At 71.7% G+C, this 18,973-nt stretch carries 16 protein-coding genes; 6 read left to right on the forward strand and 10 right to left on the reverse strand.

Going from position 1 to position 18,973, the window contains the following annotated elements; translation table 11 throughout:
* On the reverse strand, window positions 1-762 hold the full coding sequence (locus ADK54_RS19855; protein ID WP_053727007.1) for an ABC transporter permease: 762 nt from the start codon (window positions 760-762) through the stop codon (window positions 1-3).
* A gap of 9 nt (window positions 763-771) precedes the next feature.
* Window positions 772-1,554, reverse strand: a complete 783-nt coding sequence (locus tag ADK54_RS19860) for an ABC transporter ATP-binding protein (RefSeq protein WP_053727008.1) — start codon at window positions 1,552-1,554, stop codon at window positions 772-774.
* A gap of 83 nt (window positions 1,555-1,637) precedes the next feature.
* Between ADK54_RS19860 and ADK54_RS19865 the strand changes: the two genes are divergently transcribed.
* The 4 genes from ADK54_RS19865 to ADK54_RS19880 all read left to right on the forward strand — a co-directional run bounded on the left by ADK54_RS19865 (window position 1,638) and on the right by ADK54_RS19880 (window position 6,533).
* Window positions 1,638-2,279 carry a TetR/AcrR family transcriptional regulator gene (locus ADK54_RS19865; protein ID WP_053727009.1) on the forward strand — a complete coding sequence of 214 codons (642 nt, stop codon included), beginning with the start codon at window positions 1,638-1,640 and terminating at the stop codon, window positions 2,277-2,279.
* Between the two features lie 135 nt (window positions 2,280-2,414).
* Window positions 2,415-3,263, forward strand: a complete 849-nt coding sequence (locus ADK54_RS19870) for a 3-hydroxyacyl-CoA dehydrogenase family protein (protein WP_053727010.1) — start codon at window positions 2,415-2,417, stop codon at window positions 3,261-3,263.
* A 134-nt stretch (window positions 3,264-3,397) separates the two neighbouring features.
* A complete protein-coding gene (locus ADK54_RS19875) occupies window positions 3,398-3,721 on the forward strand; it encodes an STAS domain-containing protein (protein ID WP_053727011.1) in 324 nt (107 codons plus the stop codon).
* Window positions 3,722-3,971: 250 nt separating this feature from the next.
* Window positions 3,972-6,533: an ATP-binding protein gene (locus ADK54_RS19880; RefSeq protein ID WP_053727012.1), complete on the forward strand. Its 2,562-nt coding sequence runs from the start codon at window positions 3,972-3,974 to the stop codon at window positions 6,531-6,533.
* 101 nt (window positions 6,534-6,634) lie between these two features.
* Here ADK54_RS19880 and nucS read toward each other — a convergent pair whose 3' ends face one another.
* Window positions 6,635-7,306, reverse strand: a complete 672-nt coding sequence (gene nucS / locus ADK54_RS19885) for an endonuclease NucS (protein ID WP_053727013.1) — start codon at window positions 7,304-7,306, stop codon at window positions 6,635-6,637.
* Between the two features lie 228 nt (window positions 7,307-7,534).
* On the opposite strand from nucS, the gene ADK54_RS19890 reads away from it, so the two are divergent.
* Window positions 7,535-7,927 (forward strand): SCO5389 family protein, encoded by a 393-nt coding sequence (locus tag ADK54_RS19890; RefSeq protein WP_053727014.1) that lies wholly within the window; start codon window positions 7,535-7,537, stop codon window positions 7,925-7,927.
* An 81-nt stretch (window positions 7,928-8,008) separates the two neighbouring features.
* Here ADK54_RS19890 and ADK54_RS19895 read toward each other — a convergent pair whose 3' ends face one another.
* The gene (locus ADK54_RS19895) at window positions 8,009-9,046 is read right to left on the reverse strand and encodes an LLM class flavin-dependent oxidoreductase (protein ID WP_053727015.1); all 1,038 of its coding nucleotides are present in this window, start codon (window positions 9,044-9,046) and stop codon (window positions 8,009-8,011) included.
* 216 nt (window positions 9,047-9,262) lie between these two features.
* On the opposite strand from ADK54_RS19895, the gene ADK54_RS19900 reads away from it, so the two are divergent.
* Window positions 9,263-9,595 (forward strand): hypothetical protein, encoded by a 333-nt coding sequence (locus ADK54_RS19900; RefSeq protein WP_053727016.1) that lies wholly within the window; start codon window positions 9,263-9,265, stop codon window positions 9,593-9,595.
* A 6-nt stretch (window positions 9,596-9,601) separates the two neighbouring features.
* Here the strand turns inward: ADK54_RS19900 and ADK54_RS19905 are convergent, their stop codons facing one another.
* The 6 genes from ADK54_RS19905 to scy all read right to left on the reverse strand — a co-directional run bounded on the left by ADK54_RS19905 (window position 9,602) and on the right by scy (window position 18,874).
* The gene (locus ADK54_RS19905; RefSeq protein ID WP_053727017.1) at window positions 9,602-10,453 is read right to left on the reverse strand and encodes an ABC transporter permease; all 852 of its coding nucleotides are present in this window, start codon (window positions 10,451-10,453) and stop codon (window positions 9,602-9,604) included.
* Entirely contained in the window at window positions 10,450-11,622 is a 1,173-nt protein-coding gene (locus ADK54_RS19910; protein ID WP_053727018.1) for an ABC transporter ATP-binding protein, read from the reverse strand. Before ADK54_RS19910 ends, ADK54_RS19905 begins: the two co-directional genes overlap by 4 nt.
* 130 nt (window positions 11,623-11,752) lie before the next feature.
* Window positions 11,753-12,532, reverse strand: coding sequence for an ABC transporter permease (locus ADK54_RS19915; RefSeq protein ID WP_053727019.1), 780 nt, complete (start codon window positions 12,530-12,532; stop codon window positions 11,753-11,755).
* 3 nt (window positions 12,533-12,535) lie between these two features.
* Window positions 12,536-13,534 (reverse strand): ABC transporter ATP-binding protein, encoded by a 999-nt coding sequence (locus ADK54_RS19920; protein ID WP_053727020.1) that lies wholly within the window; start codon window positions 13,532-13,534, stop codon window positions 12,536-12,538.
* 96 nt (window positions 13,535-13,630) lie between these two features.
* Entirely contained in the window at window positions 13,631-14,569 is a 939-nt protein-coding gene (locus ADK54_RS19925) for a cellulose-binding protein (RefSeq protein ID WP_053727021.1), read from the reverse strand.
* Between the two features lie 114 nt (window positions 14,570-14,683).
* The gene (gene scy, locus ADK54_RS19930; RefSeq protein ID WP_053727022.1) at window positions 14,684-18,874 is read right to left on the reverse strand and encodes a polarized growth protein Scy; all 4,191 of its coding nucleotides are present in this window, start codon (window positions 18,872-18,874) and stop codon (window positions 14,684-14,686) included.
* Window positions 18,875-18,973 lie beyond the last annotated feature (99 nt).

The following is an 18,973-nucleotide window of genomic DNA, read 5'->3' on the forward strand; positions in this document are numbered from 1 at the left end:
TTACGCTCCGGCCGTCCGGAAGACGCGTGTGCCCACCGTCACGGCGAGCACCGCGAAACCGACCGCCACCAGGCCCCCGTAGAGCATGGTCGTGGTGGCGTACGAGCCGAGGTACGCGGAGCGCACCGCGTCCACCAGATAGCGGAACGGCATGAAGTGCGACAGCACGTTCAGCCACGCGGGCGCGAGCGTCATCGGCAGCATCAGGCCGGAAAGCAGCATCGACGGCATGGCGATCGAGTTGACCGCCGGGCCGAACCCCTGCGGGGTGCGCACCTTCATGGCGAGCGCGTACGACAGCGAGGCCAGCGACAGCGTCAGCAGCGCCACGAAGGCGAAGCCGATGAGGATCCCGGCGAGCGGCGCGCGCAGGCCCATCACCAGGGCGGTGAGCACCAGCAGCACTGCCTGGAAGACGAAGAGCGCGGAGTCCCGCAGGACCCGGCCGAGCAGCAGGGCCAGGCGCGAGACGGGGGTGACGCGCATGCGCTCCACGACGCCCCAGCTGCTCTCGATGATGACCGCGAAGCCCGCGAACGAGGCGCCGAACAGGGCGAGTTGGAGCAGCAGGCCGGGGACGAGGACCTGCCAGGAGCTGCCGTCCGAGCCAAGGGGCATATGGGTCAGGAGCGGGCCGAAGAAGAGCAGGTAGAGCAGCGGCATCAGCACGCCGAAGAGGATCTGGAACTTCGAGCGCAGGGTCTGGCGGGCGTACCTGCCGAAGATCAGCGCGGTGTCGGACAGCAGCGGTGAGGCGGTCATGGGGGAGTCCTAGACGGCTACGGGGGTGGATTCCTGCGGGGTGGCACTGCGCCCGGTGATGGCGAGGAAGGCGTCCTGGAGCGAGGCGTCGGGGCCGCCCGCGTGCCGGGTCTTGAGGTCGGCGGGCGTGCCCTCGGCCACGATCACGCCCTTGTCGACGATCACCAGGCGGTCGGCGAGCGCGTCGGCCTCGTCCAGGTAGTGGGTGGTGAGGAAGACGGTGGTGCCGTGGTCGGCCCGGATCGTGCGGACCAGGTCCCACAGGTCCGCCCGGCTGCCCGGATCGAGGCCGGTGGTCGGCTCGTCGAGGAACAGCACCGCGGGCCGGTGCATCAGGCCCATCGCGATGTCGAGGCGCCGCCGTTGGCCGCCGGAGAGCGTCGAAGTCTTGCGGTCCAGGAGCCCGTCGAGGCCGAGGTCGGCCGCCAACTCCCTTGTGCGCAGGGCTGATTGGGCCTTGGTGAGCCGGTAGAGGCGGCCCTGGGTCACCAGCTCCTCGCGTACCGAGACGTTCGGGTCGACGCCGCCGGACTGGGCCACGTATCCGCAGGCCCGGCGCACCGCGCCAGGGTCGCGCAGCAGGTCGTGGCCGGTCACGGTCGCCGCGCCGCCGGTCGGCGGGAGCAGCGTGGTGAGCATCCGCAGCGTGGTGGTCTTGCCTGCGCCGTTGGGGCCGAGGAAGCCGAGGATCTCGCCGGCCCGCACCGTCAGGTCGATGCCGCGCACCGCCTCGACCGGGCCGGCCTTGCTCTGGAAGGTCCGGGCGAGCCCGGCCGTGCTGATGATTGCCATGGGTCAAGAAAAACAGAGGAACTTAAATTTTGCAATGGCTCCAAAATTTAAGGGAGTGCAGGAGGATCGCCTACGCTGGAGCCATGGCAGAAGGGCTCAGGGAGCGGAAGAAGCGCGAGACCAGGCAGCGGATCTCGGACCTGGCCACCGGGCTCTTCATAGAGCGCGGCTTCGAGGCGGTGACGATCGCCGAGATCGCCGAGGTGGCCGACGTGTCCGTGAACACCGTCTACAACTACTTCCCCGCCAAGGAGGACCTGTTCTTCGACCGCAGCAGAGGCATCGTCGACCGGCTCTCACGCTGGGTGCGCGGCCGCGACGAGGGGGAGTCGGCCGCTGAGGCGGTCCTGCGCGAGCTGCGCGCCGAGGTCGAGTCGGTTTCGCCCCGGGTCGGCCTGATGGAGGGCTACAGCCGGTTCATGGCCGTCATCCACGACTCGCCCGCGCTCAAGGCCCGGCTGTGGGCGGTGGGGCAGGAGGTCCTGGAGAACCTGGACGCGACCCTGCGCGAGGAGGTCGGCGCACCCGTCGACGAGGCGCTGCCCTCACTGATCGCGGGTCAGATCAACTGGGTCCACCAGACGGCGATGGCCGCCATCAGCCGCGAGATGATGGCCGGCCGCGACCCCAAGGCGGTCTCCCGCGAGGTGCTCGTCCTGATCGACGAGATGGAGGGGCTCCTGGGGGACAAGGTGCTCAACTACGCCGTACGGGGCGCCCGCTGAGACCCACCTCACGCCGTCCGGTGTGATGTCCGTCATCCGAGACGTGACGCGCATCTCTTAGCACTCCCAGAACGCCGCCCGGCCGATAGCCTCCGCCAAGAAGGCTTGGGTGGAAACCTGTTGGAGGGAAGTGTCGTGGCCAGGAAGCTCGCCGTCATCGGAGCCGGACTCATGGGGTCCGGTATCGCGCAGGTCTCGGCCCAGGCGGGCTGGGACGTCGTCCTGCGCGACGTCACCGACGAAGCCCTCACCCGGGGCACCGACGGCATCAAGGCCTCGCACGACCGGTTCGTGAGCAAGGGCAAGCTGGCCGCCGAGGACGCCGAGGCCGCGCTCGCCCGCATCACCACGACCACCGACCTGGACGCGGTCGCCGACGCCGACGTCGTCGTCGAGGCCGTCTTCGAGAAGCTGGAGGTCAAGCACGAGATCTTCCGCACGCTCGACAAGATCGTGCGCGCGGACACCGTGCTCGCCTCCAACACCTCGGCCATCCCGATCACCAAGATCGCGGCGGCCACCGAGCACCCCGAGCGAGTCGTCGGCGTCCACTTCTTCTCGCCGGTCCCCATGATGCAGCTGTGCGAGCTGGTGCGCGGCTACAAGACCAGCGACGAAACCCTCGCCACCGCGCGGGAGTTCGCCGAGTCGGTCGGCAAGACCTGCATCGTGGTCAACCGCGACGTGGCCGGCTTCGTGACCACCCGCCTCATCTCGGCGCTCGTCGTCGAGGCGGCCAAGCTGTACGAATCGGGCGTGGCCACGGCCGAGGACATCGACCTCGCCTGCAAGCTGGGCTTCGGCCACGCGATGGGCCCGCTCGCCACCGCAGACCTCACGGGCGTCGACATCCTGCTGCACGCCACCAGCAACATCTACACGGAGTCCCAGGACGAGAAGTTCGCCCCGCCGGAGCTGATGCGCCGGATGGTGGACGCGGGTGACATCGGTCGCAAGAGCGGGCAGGGCTTCTACAAGCACTGAACCGCCGACCGCCCGAAGCCCTCACTCCCAGGGGTGAATTAGGTATCGGTTCGCTCACGGGCGGCAACTTCTGTGGCCGTGAGGCAGTCAGTTGTTGAGTCGGTTGGAAAGTCAGAGCACTCTCGGGAGCGCATATGCACATCAGGGGCGACCACGTCGAGCTGGTCGTCGGGGGCCGCCTCGACGTCCGCAGCGCGGCGGACGCCCGTACGGCCCTGCACTCGGCGGTCGACGACGGGGCCGGAGACCTCGTGCTCGACCTCACCGAACTGGACTCGTGGGACGCCACCGGCCTCGGCGTGATCATGGGGGCCCACCGCCGGGCCGGGCGGTGCGGCCGGCGCCTCGTACTGCGCGGCGTACCGCCCCAGATGCAGCGGCTCCTGGTCGCCACCCGGCTGCACCGCATCCTCACGATCGAGGGCGGCATCGCCGCCGAGGCCCTGCCCCGCGTGTAGCGGGTCGGGAGTTGTCGTGACAGGAGTGCGGGAAACGGACTCCGCGCGCAATCCTCACGAGACTGTGACGTCTTGGGCGGGGCGGCACCCCGCCTGTTCGTAGATACTGTCCGGAGGTCTAGGGTTCGGCTTCCCGCCGATCGACGAACCCACACGGCGGGCACCGGACCAGAAGCGACAGCGAAGAGCGAAGTGCGTAAGGGCCGGGAGGGGCATTCCTTACGCACCACGCATCTGGGGGGCTTTCACCATGGACCCGATGAACCGGGGACCGGAAGAGTTCAACCATGCCGACGACACGGTCGGCGTTGCGGGCGCACACGCGGAACCGGGCGCCGGACCGCAGCGCCCGCCGCGCGACAGGGAGCCCGTCACACCCGACTTCGGACCGCGCGCGGCAGGCCTCGCCCGCACCGTCCAGCTCGTCTCGGGCGACTTCCTGCTCACGGTCAATCCGGTCGACGGCAGCGAGATCGAGAACTGCCCGCCGGGCGCGATACCCGGCCGTGCGGTGCGGCGTAGCGCCGCCGAGCGGGCCGAGGGCGAGAGAGCCGCCCGGCCGCCGCTGCCACCCGGCCTGATGACACCGACCCCCGCTCTGCTCGAACGGCAGGAGGAGCGCGCCAGGCTCGTACGCCTCCTCGGCCGCGGCCGCTCCGTGCGGCTCACCGGTCCCGCCGGCTCCGGGCGCAGCGCCCTGCTCGACGCCGTCGCCGGTGACTGCGCCGAGCTCGCCCCCGACGGCGTCGTACGCCTCTCGGGCCACCGCCGCACCCCCACCGAGCTGCTCCACGAGCTGTACACCACGGTGTTCCACGCGCCGCTGCACCGCCCCGACCGGGCCGAGCTCCTGGAGCGGGTGCACGAGATCGGCGCCGTCGTCGTCCTCGACGACCTCGAATTCGGCGGGGCCACCCTCGAAGAACTGCTCATGGCCACGCCCGAGTGCGCCTATGTCCTTGCCGCGACCCCCGACGTACCCGCGCCGCAGTCCGACTCGCACGTCGAAGAGGTCTTCCTGTCCGGCCTCGGCCGCAGCGCCTCGCTCGAACTGCTGGAGCAGGCCGTCGACCGGGCGCTGACCGACGAGGAGGCCAACTGGGCGGGCGACCTCTGGTTCGAGTCCGAGGGCCTGCCGCTGCGCTTCGTCCAGGCCGGCGCCCTGCTGCGCCAGCGCGACCACCTGCGCGGCGAGCCCAACTCCCTTGACCCGTACGGCTTTCCGGCGGAAGAGCCCGCCGAGGCCTCGGTGTTCTCGGGCGAGGGCCGCGAGATACCGCTGCCCACGCTCGGCGAGGGCGCGGCCCCCGCGGCGCTGCTCGCCTCCCGGCTGAGCGAGGCCGCCCGGACCACCCTGCGATTCGCGGTCGCACTCGGCGGCGAGGTGCCGCACCAGGCGCACCTGCCCGCGCTGGTCGGCGACACCCACGCGGACGCCGCCCTCGGCGAACTCCTCGACAGCGGACTCCTGTCCCCGGTCGGCTCCCGCTACCGGCTCGCCGCCGGCGTCCTCGCCCAGCTGGAGAGCACCGGGTATGCCACCGACGCGGCCGAACGGGCCCACGCCGCCGCCCAGCACTACACCTGGTGGACCGGGCACCCCTCGGTCACCCCCGAGCGGGCCGCCGTGGAAGCGGACGCGGTGCTCGCCTCGATGAGCGCGCTCGTCCCCGGCGACCAGGGCGAACACCCCGCCACCGCGGTCCGGCTGGCCCGCGCCGCCGCGCCCGCCTTCGCCGCGGGACTGCACTGGGGCGCCTGGGAGCGGACGCTGCGCGTCGGGTCCGAGGCCGCCCGGCTGACCGGCGAGGTGGCCGAGGAGGCGTACTTCCACCACGAGTTGGGCGTCCTCGCCCTGTGCAACGGCGGCCTGGACCGGGCCCGCGCCGAGCTGGAGGCCTCCATCGGCCTGCGCGGCGCGCTCGCCGACAAGCGTGGCACCGTCGCCGGCCGCCGGGCCCTCGCCCTGGTCGAGGACCGCTCCGGCGGGCTGCTCCCGGGCGGACGGACCCCCGCCGCGGAAGAGGTGCCCCCGCCCCGCTACGAGGAGCCCAAGGCGCCGCCCGGGGACGTTCCCCCGGCCGCGGTGACCGCCCAGCTCCCTGACCCCGGCGTCACGTTGATCACCCGGCGGGAGACCCCGGTCGGTGCCGCCATGCCCAAGGCGCGGCGCACGCTGTTCGGCGGTGCCAGGCGCAACCTCATCGCGGCCGGCGCCGGCGCGCTGCTCGCCGCGGTGCTCGGCACGGTCGTCACCCTCGGTGCGACGTCCAACAACAACGGCGACGGCCAGGGCGACAACGTCAAGCAGCAGCAGTCGGCCAACGAGGACGACGGCAGCGGCGGCCTGAACGCCGACCCGAACAACCCGGGCAGCAGCGCCAAGCCGGGCGACAACAAGGGCGGCGGTCCCGCGAGCCCGAGCAAGCCCGGCGCCAGCAGCAAGCCGGGCGCCTCTGGGCAGCCGGTCCCGGGCACCAGCGGCAGCCCGAGCACCCCGGGCAAGCCGTCCACCGGGCCGTCCACGCCCTCCAAGCCGTCCACGCCGGGCAAGCCCTCGACCCCGGGGAAGCCGTCGCACTCGACGACGCCCAGCTCGCCGCCGAGCAAGTCCAGCACCCCGTCGTCCCCGCCTTCGACGCCGACCACTCCGTCGTCGCCGCCGAGCGGGGGCAGCAGCCCGCCGCCACCCTCCACCAATTCGCCGCCGGCTTCGAGCCCGGCCGCCAAAACCCCGACGTCCGGCGCGCCGGCCGGTTCCAAGCCGCCGACGACGTCAACCAGCCCCACCAAGAGCGCCCCGGCGGCCTAGACACCTCGGTCGCCACCGGGCCCGCGTAAGACCCCATACCGCGCGAGAAGGGGCCCGCAGCACTCTGCGAGCCCCTTCTCGTACGTACCGGAACCGGCCGCTCAGAACAGCCGGAGCTTGTCGTCCTCGATGCCGCGCAGGGCGTTGTAGTCGAGGACGACGCAGCCGATGCCGCGGTCGGTGGCGAGCACGCGGGCCTGGGGCTTGATCTCCTGGGCCGCGAAGACGCCCTGCACCGGGGCGAGGTGCGGGTCGCGGTTGAGCAGCTCCAGATAGCGGGTCAGCTGCTCCACGCCGTCGATCTCGCCGCGCCGCTTGATCTCGATCGCGACGGTCTTGCCGTCACCGTCGCGACACAGGATGTCCACCGGGCCGATGGCCGTGGGGTATTCGCGGCGGATCAGGGTGTATCCCTCACCGAGCGTCTCGATGCGATCGGCGAGCAGCTCCTGGAGGTGCGCTTCCACGCCGTCCTTGATCAGGCCAGGGTCCACGCCGAGTTCGTGCGAGGAGTCGTGGATGACCTCCTCCATCGTGATGATGAGCTTCTCGCCCGCCTTGTTGATGACGGTCCAGACGCCCTCGTCGTCCCCCGAGCCCTCCTTGAGGGTGCACGGCGGAGACATCCAGTTGAGGGGCTTGTAGGCCCGGTCGTCAGCGTGGATGGAGACGCTGCCGTCCGCCTTCACCAGGATGAGACGGGGGGCGGAGGGCAGGTGGGCGGTGAGCCGGCCCGCGTAGTCGACGGAGCAGCGGGCGATGACGAGACGCATGGTGGGCAACGCTACTCGACTCCCCCCGCCGAACGCGATTCGCCCAGGAGTGCACTGTTCGTTATTGGCCGGTTATGTGCCAAGTACCTGCCACGGGCCGGACATCGCGCCTACCGTGGAAGCGGGAGGTTGTCGGCCGCGCACGCAGCGTTGTCGGGAGAGACGGCCGTCATGCTCCCTTTCCCTGCCCGTAAGGCCCCGCTCCCCGGGGTCGCGAGAGGAGAAACCATGTCGCTCGACGTCTCACCGGCCCTACTCGAACAGGCCGAGCGAGGCGAGGTCGACGAAGCCGCCTTCGTCGACTGCGTCCGGACCTCCCTGCCCTACGCGTGGGAGATGATCAGCTCTCTGGTGGCCCAGCTGAAGGTCGACGGCGGAGAGTTCGCCGACAACCAGACGCCACCGCCGGACGAGCAGGCGCGCGGCCAGCTGCTGCGTGCCCTTGCGAGTGACGCCATTCGCGGTGCGCTCCAGCGGCACTTCGGTGTCCGTCTGGCGTTCCAGAACTGCCACCGTGTCGCGGTGTTCCCTCTGGACCCCTCATCCGATGAGCGGCTCGCCCGCTTCACCTCGATCAGGGGTCAGCTGCTGAACCAGTCTCCGGAGCTTCGGGACTGCTGAGGTCTTCGCTGCCGCTCCGCGTCGCGGGAGGTGCAACTGACGCGGGGCGGTGGCCACTTGGGCCAGGGCGGCCCTCATTCGCTAGCTCAGCAACGGCAGCACCTCCGCGCCGAGGCGCCGTACGTTCTCCTCCGTCGCGGCCAGGTCGCCCGAGCCCTCCACGAGCAGGGCGAAGCGGGTGATGCCCGTGCGCTCGGACGTGGCGGCCAGGCGGTCCGCTGCGAGGCGCGGAGTGCCGACCGGGTGCAGTCCGCAGAGGAGTTCGGTGTACGCCACCGGGTCGCGCATCGCGCGATGGCGGCCGTCGACCGTCACATGGGCGTCAAGCCCCTGCTTCAGCCAACCCGGCATCGACTTCAGCAGCGTCTCGGCGGCCTCGGCCCGGCGGTCGGCGATCTGGGCCACGCCGGCCGACACATGGCCCGCCGTCGCGACCTTCTCCGGCGCGTGGCCGGCCGCCAGCGCCTCGCGGCGCCACAGCGCGACCATCTCGGCCTTCTCCTCGTCGCCGCAGTGCATCCCGAGCAGCATCGGCAGCCCGCGGTCCGCGGCCAGCTTCACGCTCCTCGGCGACGTACAGGCCACGATCACCTCGGGGCAGGCGTCGTCAGGACCGCCGTCCAGGATCTCGTCGGGCCGTGGCACGACCGGGACCTCCCGGAAGGTGAATCGTTCCCCCAGACCGGCCACGCGGGGCTCGCGCAGCCAGCTCAGGAGCAGATCGAGCGACTCCGGGAAGCCCTGCTCGTACGCCCTCAGGCCGGAGCCGAACACCTCCAGGTCGACCCAGGGCCCGCCGCGCCCCACGCCGAGCGTGAACCGCCCGCCGGAGGTGAGGTGCAGCAGCGCGGCCTGTTCGCCGACCGCCACCGGGTGTGCGGTCGGCAGCACGGTGACCGCGGTGCCGACTCTGATCCGTTTCGTGCGCCCGAGCAATAACGCCGCCAGCGTCACAGCCGACGGGCACACGCCGTACGGTACGAAGTGGTGTTCGGCCAGCCACACCGAGTCAAGCCCTGATTCCTCGGCCACCTCGGCGGACCTGACCGCACGATGGAGCGTTTCTCCCTGCCCCTGGCCCGGGAACTGGGCTGCCAGTACAAAAGTTCCCACACGCATCGCCTTCTGCCTCCTTGCGGCCGACGCGGCTCTCCCCCTCTTACTGGCAAGAACGTCTGACAAGTGCCAAAGGCACGGGCAGGCGCCAACTTCTTGCGATTGTCCGCTAAGAGTCCCTCTAACGGGTGACTCTGGCACGCCCTACCCCGGCGGGTACCCGTCGTGCGTGGGCCTAGGCTGGGGAGAAACGTCCGACCCGCCCCGTGAGGTGTCTACGTGTCCCCGCGCCGCAACCGCCCCAAGGGCGGCGAGAAGCCGATCGAGTCCGAGAGCCGGACGGAGGGCGGCGATCGCTTCGGGCTTCAGGGCACCGAGTCCTGGCAGGGCGAGGAGTGGTCGGTCCGGCACGTGGCGGGGGCCAGTGCCGCGGGCAAGCGGTACCGCTGCCCCGGCTGCGACCAGGAGATCCCGTCGGGCGCCCCGCACCTGGTGGCCTGGCCCGAGTATGCGGGCGTCGACGAGCGCCGCCACTGGCACAAGGCCTGCTGGAACGCGAAGGACCGCCGCACCACACGGGTGCAGCGGTCCAGGAACGCGCCGAGGTACTGAGCGCCCTCACACGTCCCGCGTCTTGAGCGACAGGAACGCGCCGCCGAGCGCGAGGGCGGTGACCCCGGTGATGATCCACAGCGGCTCCCAGCCGCTCGGCCCGGAGTTCGAGATCGATTCCCCGTAGAAGGCGCTCAGCTGGCTCGGGATCGAGTACTCCAGGAGGAAGTTCCGCACGCCCTCCAGGGACGGGGTGAACATGAACAGGGCGAGCACCAGCGGCAGCAGCACCAGGCCGATCATGATCGTGATCGAGCCCGCGGAGTGCCGGATCAGCGCGCCCACCGCGAGGGACAGCAGCCCGATCATCGCGACGTAGAGGCCCACGCCCACGGTGGCGCGCAGCCACTCGCCGCCGCTCGGCGTCGCCGCGTCCGGCAACAGGGCGCTCTGGATGGCCGCGACCAGCGTCGTCATGGCCGTCACGATCACGAACGCGAGCAGGAAGAAGACGACCGACTTGGCGGCGAGGATCCGGCCCCGGCTCGGGCAGGCCGTCAGGGTCGTACGGATCATGCCGGTGCCGTACTCGGACGCGATGGTCAGCACGCCGAGCGTGATCACGCAGATCGTGCCGAGCAGCACTCCGTAGAAGCCGAGCAGCAGGACCGAGTTGTCGCCCATGTGCGCGTCGCTGGACCGCACGACGATGCCGGCGAGCAGGCCGAGGCCGAGGAGGAGCACGATCAGCACGCCCAGTGTCCACATCGTGGAACGCACCGACCGGATCTTGGTCCACTCGGAGGCGAGCGCGTCACCGAAGGTGGCCCGCCGCACGGCGATCGGCGAGGTGTACGCGCCGAGCGGCCCGCCCGGTGCCTGCTGCGGGTGCGGCTGCTGCTGGTAGGGGGTGGTCATCGGGCGTCCTCGGGCTTGGTCGGGGCGGCAGGCGCGGCCGGGGCCTGCGGAGCCGGGGGAGCGGCGGGCGGCTGCGGCTGCGGGGCCTGCTGGACCGGCGGCTGGTGCACCGGTGCCTGCTGGGGTGCGGCCGCGTACGGGTTCTGGCCGGGCGGCGGCGGGGCGTACCAGCCCTGCTGGGGCACGTCGGGGATGACCGGCGCCGGCGCGTACCCGGGCGGCATGGCGGGCTGCAGGCCCGCCTTCTGGTCGGCCGTCGAACGGTAGTCGACCGCGCCCTGCGTCATCCGCATGTACGCCTCCTCAAGCGAGGCCTGGTGCGGGGAGAGCTCCCACAGCCGTACGTCCGCCTCGTGGGCGACGTCGCTGATGCGGGGCAGCGGGAGGCCGGTCACGCGCAGCGCGCCGTCCGGCTCGGGCAGCACCTGGCCGCCCGCCTCGGTCAGCGCGGAGGCCAGCTTCTCGCGCTGGGCGGGCTCGGTGGCGGGGGTGCGCACCCGGGCGAAGTCGGCGGAGTTGTGCGAGATGAAGTCGGTGATCCGCATGTCCGCGAGCAACTGGCCGCGGCCGATCACGATGAGGTGGTCGGCGGTCAGTGCCATCTCGCTCATCAGGTGCGAGGACACGAACACGGTGCGGCCCTCGGCGGCGAGCTGCTTCATCAGGTTGCGCACCCACAGGATGCCCTCGGGGTCGAGGCCGTTGACCGGCTCGTCGAAGAGCAGCACCTGCGGGTCGCCGAGCAGGGCCGCCGCGATGCCGAGCCGCTGGCCCATGCCGAGCGAGAACCCGTTGGAGCGGCGCTTGGCAACCTCCTGGAGGCCGACCACGCCGAGCACCTCGTCGACCCGGCGGGCCGGGATGCCGGAGAGCTGGGCGAGTGAGAGCAGGTGGTTGCGGGCGCTGCGGCCCCCGTGCACGGCCTTCGCGTCGAGCAGCGCGCCGACCTGGCGCGGGGCGTTCGGCAGGTTGCGGAAGGGGTGGCCGCCGATGGTCACGTGGCCGGCGGTCGGCTGGTCCAGGCCGAGGATCATGCGCATGGTCGTGGACTTGCCGGAGCCGTTGGGCCCCAGGAATCCGGTGACCGCGCCGGGTCGTACCTGAAAGGAAAGGTTGTATACGGCCGTCTTGGCGCCGTAGCGCTTCGTCAGGCCGACTGCCTCGATCATTCTCCAGCCCCATCGACGGTTTGGGTCGTCGGGGCGGTGTCCGGCGTGCGGCCGGCATGCCCCCGTATGAGTGAGGAGCTTATCCAGGCCTTGACGGTTCCGGCTAAGTCGTCGCGTCTGCGCAGGTCGCTCAGGCATCCCGCTTCCGGAGGACGAGATAGCCGCCGGCCAGCGCCGCGATCACCCACAGCACCATGATGCCGAGGCCGCCCCAGGGCCCGTACGGCGCCGGATCGCTGTTCATCGCGTCGGGCACCACCTGCATGATCTGCGAGCCGGCCCGGTCGGGGAAGTAGCGGGCCACGTTCTTGGCGCCCGGCACGGCGGACAGGATCTGCGAGATCAGGAAGAAGAACGGCATCAGGATGCCCAGCGACAGCATCGAGCTGCGCAGCATCGTGGCGACGCCCATCGAGAACAGCGCGATCAGCGCCATGTAGAGCCCGGCGCCGACGACCGCCCGCAGCACGTTGGGCTCGCCGATCGTGGTCCTGTGCGGGCCGAGCAGCGCCTGGCCGAGGAAGAACGACAGGAAGCTGGTCGCCATGCCCACGATGAGTGCGAGCAGCGTCGCCACGGCCAGCTTGGCGAAGAGGAACGTGCCCCGCCGCGGCACGGCGGCGAGCGAGGAGCGGATCATGCCCGAGCTGTACTCGGTGCCGACCACCAGGACGCCGAACACGACCATCGCCAGCTGACCGAGGATCATCCCGGAGAAGCTGATGAACGTCGGGTCGAAGGTCAGCTTCTCGGCCGGCCCGAGGTCGTCGAACTGCGACTTCATCAGCGCGCACAGCGCCGCGCTGATGGCGACCGTCACGATCAGGGCGCAGGCCAGCGTCCAGGTCGTCGAGGAGACCGTACGGATCTTGGTCCACTCGGACTTGAGGACCGCGGGTACCGATGCCATGGCTCAGACCCCCTGGCCCCGGTCGTGCGCGCCCCAGTTCGGCGCCCGCCGCCCGGAGCCCCGGTCCGGCGGCGCGGTCGGCCCGGCGGGGGTGCTGGCGCCGTGCGCGTGGTACTCCACCGAACCCGCCGTCATCTGCATGAACGCCTCTTCGAGGGAGGCCTGCTGACCCGACAGTTCGTGCAGCACGAGCTGGTGCCGGGCGGCCAGTTCGCCGAGCGCCTCGATCTTGCCGTTGTCGATTTCGATGGCGCCGTCGCCGGTCTGGAGGAAGGGAACGCTGTTCTGGTTCAGCACGTCCATGAGCCGCTCCCACTGCGGTGAACGCAGCCTGACGAAACTCCGGGAGTTCTGCCGGATGAAATCGGCCATCGATGTATCGGCGAGCAGTCGGCCCTGCCCGATAACGATCAAGTGATCCGCGGTGAGCGCCATTTCGCTCATCAGGTGAGACGAAACGAAGATCGTTCGCCCTTCGCCCGCGAGCTGCTTCATCAGATTGCGGATCCAGTGAATTCCCTCGGGGTCCAGACCATTGACGGGTTCGTCGAACATCAGGATCTCGGGGTCGCCGAGCAGCGCCGAGGCGATTCCCAGGCGCTGCCCCATACCCAGCGAGAAGCCCTTCGCCTTCTTCTTCGCCACCGCGGAGAGCCCGACCGTGTCGAGCACCTCGGAGACCCGCGCGGCCGGAATCCGGTTGGACTCGGCGAGACACAGCAGGTTGTTGTACGCGGTACGGCCGCCGTGCATCGCCTTGGCGTCGAGCAGCGCCCCGATGTACTTCAGCGGCTCGGCCAGCTCGCGGTAGTGCTTGCCGTCGATGCGTACGGTCCCACTGGTCGGGTTGTCCAGATCGAGCAGCATGCGCATGGTCGTCGACTTGCCGGCCCCGTTGGGCCCCAGGAATCCGGTCACCACACCGGGTCTGACCTGGAAGGACAGGTGATCGACGGCGACCTTGCTGCCATAGTGCTTGGTGAGGCCCTCTAGCTCGATCATGCGACTACGCTAAGTGCGGACAAAGCCCCCTGCCACTGGAGTGGCAGGGGGCTTCATGACCTTCGACCGCAGCCCACGGGGGAAGGGCTGCGGGGACTAGCGGGCCTGCTGCGCCGGGACGCCGCGCGAGACGGGCTCGTCGTCGACCGGGGAACCGGCGGCGGCCACGGCCGCACCGGTCAGCGTCGCCAGCATCTCGCGGACGTTGGTCAGCTGCGCGTTGATCGAGTCGCGGCGGTTGGTGAGCGCCGCCAGCTCCCGCTCGGATTCCGAACGGATCCGGTCCGCCTTGGCGTTGGCGTCGGCCACGATGTCCTCGGCCTGGCGCTGGGCGGTCTCCACCGTCTGGCGCGCCCGGCGCTCCGCGTCCGTACGCAGCTTCTCGGCCTCCAGGCGGAGCTGCTCCGCGCGGTGCTCGATCTCCGCGAGGCGCTTCTCGGCCTTGGCCTGACGCGACGCCAGGTCGCGCTCCGACTGCTCGCGGCGCTTGGCGAGGTTCGTCTCGAAGTCCGCGGCGGCCTGGGCGGCCTTGGCGCGGGTCTCCTCGAAGAGCGCGTCCGCCTCCTCGCGCTTGGACTGCGCGTCCTTCTGCGCCTCGGAACGGAGCTGAGAGGCGTCACCCTTCGCCTTCTCGACGATCCGTACGCCCTCGTCCTCGGCCTTCGCCTTGCGCTCGGAGGCGAACGACTCGGCGTCGTTGCGCACCTGCTGAGCGGCCGACTCGGCGAGTTCGCGGTGCTGTTCGGCGGCCCGGCGGGCCTCCTCGCGCAGGTCCTTCGCCTCTTCCTCGGCGAGCCGCAGGATCTTTTCGACACGCGCACCCAGACCCGCGTACGACGGCTCCGCGTCGTTCACCTGAGCCTGGGCGTTCTGCGTTTCGAGGTGGAGCTCCTCGATGCGCTTTTCCAGAGAAGTGATCCGTGCCAGAGCACTGTCACGGTCGGCGACGAGCTTGGTAATGCGGTCATCCACCTGACCGCGGTCGTAACCACGCCGCACGAGCTCGAAGCCGAAGGGGGAGGAAGTGTCGCTCATGGGGTTCCTGTCGAATGAGACCGGTGAGGTGATAGGGGGAATCCTAGGGGCCCAAGCGGCGTGTCATCGAGCGGATGCCCGTTTGATCTGGAGAATGTCCAGCCTTTTGAGTGGCTACCCCTCGGAGGACTTGCCACTCGAACGAGTTGACCCAGCGGCCGCACCCGCCTTCACACCTGCGGAGGAACCGCCGCTGGAGGCGGACTTGCCACCCCCGGTCGGCGCCTCGAACGACTCCAGTGCCTCAAGTACATCCTGAACGCGGGAGATCTCGGCATTGATGTCCGCGCGCCGCCGTACCAAAACGTCGAGTTCGCGCTTGCCCTCCTCGACCGTGCGGCGCGCCTCGGCGGCCGCCTCGTCGCGCAGCGCGGTGGCTTCGCGGATCAGCTCGGCCTTCTTGGTCTCGGCCTCCTTGAGCAGCGCCTCCGCCTTCTTCACGGCGGCGATACGGACCTTGCCCGCCTCGGAGTTGGCGTCGGAGACCAGCGCCTTGGACTTGGCCTCGGCCTCGGCGGCCTGCTCCGTGGCGGCCTTCACCAGCTTGTCGACGCGCTCGCCCGCCGACTTCATCTGCTCGGCGCTCTCGCGGCGGGCCCGGTCGTGCAGCTCCTCGACCTCCGACTCGGTGCGCGCGCGCATCTCCTCGGTGCGTTCCCTTATGGCGGTGGCGTCCGCGCGCGCGCCGGCCAGCAGCTCGTCGGCGTCCGTACGGGCCTTCTCCACCAGGGAGTTGCCCTCGACCGTCGACTCGGCGACGATCCGCTCGGCCTCCTTGCGGGCCGCGCCGACCATCGTGTCGGCCTGCTCCTCGGCCTCGGTGGCGGCGCGCAGCGCCTCCTCCTGGGCCTTGTTGATGAGCTGGTCGGCCTGCTCGGCCGCGTCCGCACGCCGCTTGGCCGCGGCCGTGCGGGCCTCGTCGAGCAGCCGGTCCGCCTCTTCGCGGGCCTCGGTGCGCGTCTTCTCCGCGGCCTCCTCGGTACGGGCCTTGTTCTTCTCGGCCTCGGCCCGGATCCGCTCGGCGGCCTGCTGGGCCGAGCCCACCGTGTCGGCGGCCTCGGCACGCAGCCGCTCGGCCTCACCGCTCGCCTCCGCGATGAGCTGGTCGGCCTGGGCGGCCGCGTCCGTACGCCGCTTGTCGGCGGCCCGGCGCGCCTCGTCGAGGACCCGGTCGGCCTCGGCGCGGGCTTCGTTTATGGTCTGCTCGGCCTCGGCGCTCGCCGCGCCAAGGGTGGAACCCGCGTCCGCGCGCGCCTCCGTGGTGACCAACTCGGCATACGCGTTGGCCTCGTTGGTGGTGCGCTCGGCATCGGCCTCGGCCTTGCTGGTGACCCGCTCGGCCTGCTCCCGGGCCGCCGCCGTGACCTGCTCGGCCTCGGCGAGGGCCGCGGAGGTGACCCGGTCGGCCTCCTCGCGGGCCTCGGCGCGCAGCGCGTCGGCCTCGGCCTGGCCCTCGACCCGTACCTGCTGGGCCTCGGTCGTGAGGCGCTCGGCCTCGGCGGTCGACTCGGCGGCGAGCCGCTCGGCCTCCGCCGTCGCCTCGGTGACCAGGCGGTCGGCCTGGCTCGCGGCGTCGGAACGGATCCGGTTGGCGTCCTCGCGGGCCTCGGCCCGGGTGCGGGCCGCGTCCTGCTCGGAGGAGGCGAGCGCGTCGGAGGCCTCGGTGCGCATGCGCTGCGCGTACTCGGAGGCGTCCGAACGGGCCTTCTCCGCCTCGGCCATGGCGTCCGCCACGGTCCGCTCGGCCAGCGCCTTGGCGGCCTCGGACTCCTCCTGGGCGCGCGCCCGGACCCGGCCCGCGTCCTCGCCCGCCCGCTCCCGCTCGGCGTGCGCGTCGGCGCGGACCCGGTCCGCCTCCTCCTGCGCCTCGGTCGTGGTGTGCTCCGCCGCGTGCTCGGCCGCGCTGCGCAGACCCGCGATCTCCTGCTCGGCCTCCTCGCGGAGCCCGGACACCGAATCCCGTACGTCCTTGGCGGTCTGCTCGGCCGCCGACACCAGCTCGGTGGCGCGCCGGTCGGCCTCCTCGCCGAGCCGCTGCGCCTCGGCCTGCGCCTCCTCGACCCGCTTGCGGGCGGAGGCGAGCAGGTCCTCGCTCTGCTCGCGGGCCTGGGCGCGCTCCGAATCGGCCTCAGCGCGCGCCGAGTTGAGCGTTTCTTCGGCCTCGCGGCGGCGCCGGGCGGACTCCTCCTGGGCGGCGGCGAGCGCCTCGGCGGCCTCGGCGCCGACCCGCTCGGCGGCGGCCGCGGCCTCCGCGCGCATCCGGTCGGCGGTCTCCTGCGCCTCGGACTTGAGCCGCTCGGCCTCCGCGGACGCCTCGGAACGCAGCCGGGACGCCGCGTTCTCCGCCTCGGAACGGGCGGTCGAAGCATCGGAAGCGGCCTCGGTGCGCAGCCGCTCGGCTTCCTGCTCGGCCTGCGCCTGGAGCGTACGGATGCGCTCGGCGGCCTCGGTGCGGATCCGCTCGGTCTCCTCGGCGGCCTCGCGCCGGATCCGCTCGCCCTCGGCGCGGGCGTCGGTGAGGGCCTGCTCGGCGGCGGCGTGCCGCTGCTCGGCCTCGGTGTGCAGGCGGGTCAGTTCCTCGGCGGCCTCGGCCTGACGGGCCGCTATCGCCCGCTCGGTCTCCGCGCGCAGCTCAACTGCCGCCTGTTCGGCGCCCGTTGTGGTCTGCTCGGCCTGCTCCTCGGCCTCGGCGCGCAGCCGCTCGGCCTCGGCGCGGGTGCGCTCCAGGGTCTCCTCGGCCTGCTTGCGCAGCGTGGTGGCCCGCTCGACGGCTTCGTTCCGTACGCGCTCGGACTCGTTGCCCGCGGTCGTCCGCAGCTCGTCCGCGTCGGCCTTCGCCTTGGCGAGGAGCTCCTCGGCGGTCTTGGCCGCCTCCTCGATCTGCTGGACGGCCTCGCGCCGCGCCTCGCCCCGGATCCGCTCGCCCTCGGCGACCGCCTCGGCGCGCAGCTGCTCGGCCTCGCCGCGCAGCCGGCGGGCCTCCTCCTGGAGCTCGACCGTCTTGGCCCGGTACTCCTTGGTGTCGTCCTTGGCCGCGCCCTTGAGCTCGTCGGCCTGCTCGGCCGCCTCGCCGCGCAGCCGCTCCGCCTCGGCCTCCGCCTCGCGGCGGATCCGCTCGGCCTCCTCGGACGCCTTGCGCGTGGTCTCCCGGGCGTCCTCGGACGCCTTGGTCAGCACCTCCTCGGCCGTACGCGCGGCCTTGGCGAGCTGGGCCGCGGTGTCCTCGGCGGCGCTGGTGCGGGCCGACTCGGCGGCCTCGGTGCGCAGCCGCTCGGCCTCCGCCTTCGCGTCCTCAAGAGCCTGCTCGGCCTCGGCCTTGAGGGTCTCGGACTCCTTGGTGGCCTCCGCGACCAGGCGGGCGATCTCGGTCTTCGCGGTCCTGGTGCGCTGCTCGTTGGCCGACTCGGCGCTCGCGAGCTGCTTGGCTGCGGCCTCCTTGGCCTCGGTGACGGCCCGTTCGGCCTCGCTGCGCGCCTCGCGCAGCGCGGCCTCCGCCTCCTGCATCCGCTGCTCGGCGGCCCGGCTCAACTCGGCGGCCTGCTGGCGCGCCTGGTCGGACTCGGCGGTGGTGGTCGTGCGCAGCTGCTCGGCGTGGGAGGTGGCCTCCTGGGCCTGTGCGGAGGCCGCGTTCAGGAGCCGCTCGGCGTCCTTGCGGGCGCGCAGCAGCGTGGCCTCGGCCTCGGCGCGGGCCGACTCGGCCTCGGCGCCGAGCCGTTGGCGGGCCTCCTCGGCGATGCGGGTGGCCTCGGCGCGGGCCGCGGCGAGCGACTGCTCGGCCTCGGCGCGGGACTCGTCGAGCAGGCGGCGGGCCTGCGACTCGGTGCGGGCGCGCAGCTGTTCGGCCCACGCCACGTTCTCGTTGACGTGCGACTCGACGGTGGCCCGGCGCTCGGCCAGCTCCTGGTCGAGGCGCTGGCGGCGGTTGACGGCCTCGGCGTGCAGCTCGGCCTGGAGGCGGGCCTGGTGCTCGGCGTGCTCCTGGAGGATCCGCTGGGTCTGGGCACGGGCGTCGCGCAGCTCGCGCTCGGCGTCCGTACGCAACTGCTCGGCCTGCATCTGGGCGTTGCGGAGCAGCTGTTCGGCCTGGTAGCCGACGTTCGCCGCGTCGTAGGCGGGACGGGTCGCGAGATTGCGGCGCGCCTCGTGGAGCTTGGCGCGCAGCACTTCGACCTGGTAGCCGAGATCCTCGGCGTGCTGAACGGCCTTCTCCCGCTCGGTCTTCAGCCGCTCCATCTCGGCCTCGAACCGCGAGAGGTGGTCGTCAGGCCGGTGGCTCTGGCTCTCCTGGCGTTCGTAGCCCCGCACTGCGCGGTCCCATCCGTCCCCTGGTCGCGAACACTGCCCGTACGAGCGCCGTCCGACCGCGAGTAACAGCGGACGGGCCCCCGGTGAATGGTGTCAGAT

It is taken from the genome of Streptomyces sp. WM6378 (assembly GCF_001279695.1).
Classification (GTDB): Bacteria; Actinomycetota; Actinomycetes; order Streptomycetales; family Streptomycetaceae; genus Streptomyces.

What these genes read in the sequence shown, in the direction of transcription:
- ADK54_RS19855 (WP_053727007.1), bottom strand. Translation starts at nt 762, where the DNA reads ATGACCGCCTCACCGCTGCTGTCCGACACCGCGCTGATCTTCGGCAGG.
- ADK54_RS19860 (WP_053727008.1), bottom strand. Translation starts at nt 1,554, where the DNA reads ATGGCAATCATCAGCACGGCCGGGCTCGCCCGGACCTTCCAGAGCAAG.
- ADK54_RS19865 (WP_053727009.1), top strand. Translation starts at nt 1,638, where the DNA reads ATGGCAGAAGGGCTCAGGGAGCGGAAGAAGCGCGAGACCAGGCAGCGG.
- ADK54_RS19875 (WP_053727011.1), top strand. Translation starts at nt 3,398, where the DNA reads ATGCACATCAGGGGCGACCACGTCGAGCTGGTCGTCGGGGGCCGCCTC.
- ADK54_RS19880 (WP_053727012.1), top strand. Translation starts at nt 3,972, where the DNA reads ATGGACCCGATGAACCGGGGACCGGAAGAGTTCAACCATGCCGACGAC.
- nucS (WP_053727013.1), bottom strand. Translation starts at nt 7,306, where the DNA reads ATGCGTCTCGTCATCGCCCGCTGCTCCGTCGACTACGCGGGCCGGCTC.
- ADK54_RS19890 (WP_053727014.1), top strand. Translation starts at nt 7,535, where the DNA reads ATGTCGCTCGACGTCTCACCGGCCCTACTCGAACAGGCCGAGCGAGGC.
- ADK54_RS19895 (WP_053727015.1), bottom strand. Translation starts at nt 9,046, where the DNA reads ATGCGTGTGGGAACTTTTGTACTGGCAGCCCAGTTCCCGGGCCAGGGG.
- ADK54_RS19905 (WP_053727017.1), bottom strand. Translation starts at nt 10,453, where the DNA reads ATGACCACCCCCTACCAGCAGCAGCCGCACCCGCAGCAGGCACCGGGC.
- ADK54_RS19910 (WP_053727018.1), bottom strand. Translation starts at nt 11,622, where the DNA reads ATGATCGAGGCAGTCGGCCTGACGAAGCGCTACGGCGCCAAGACGGCC.
- ADK54_RS19915 (WP_053727019.1), bottom strand. Translation starts at nt 12,532, where the DNA reads ATGGCATCGGTACCCGCGGTCCTCAAGTCCGAGTGGACCAAGATCCGT.
- ADK54_RS19920 (WP_053727020.1), bottom strand. Translation starts at nt 13,534, where the DNA reads ATGATCGAGCTAGAGGGCCTCACCAAGCACTATGGCAGCAAGGTCGCC.
- ADK54_RS19925 (WP_053727021.1), bottom strand. Translation starts at nt 14,569, where the DNA reads ATGAGCGACACTTCCTCCCCCTTCGGCTTCGAGCTCGTGCGGCGTGGT.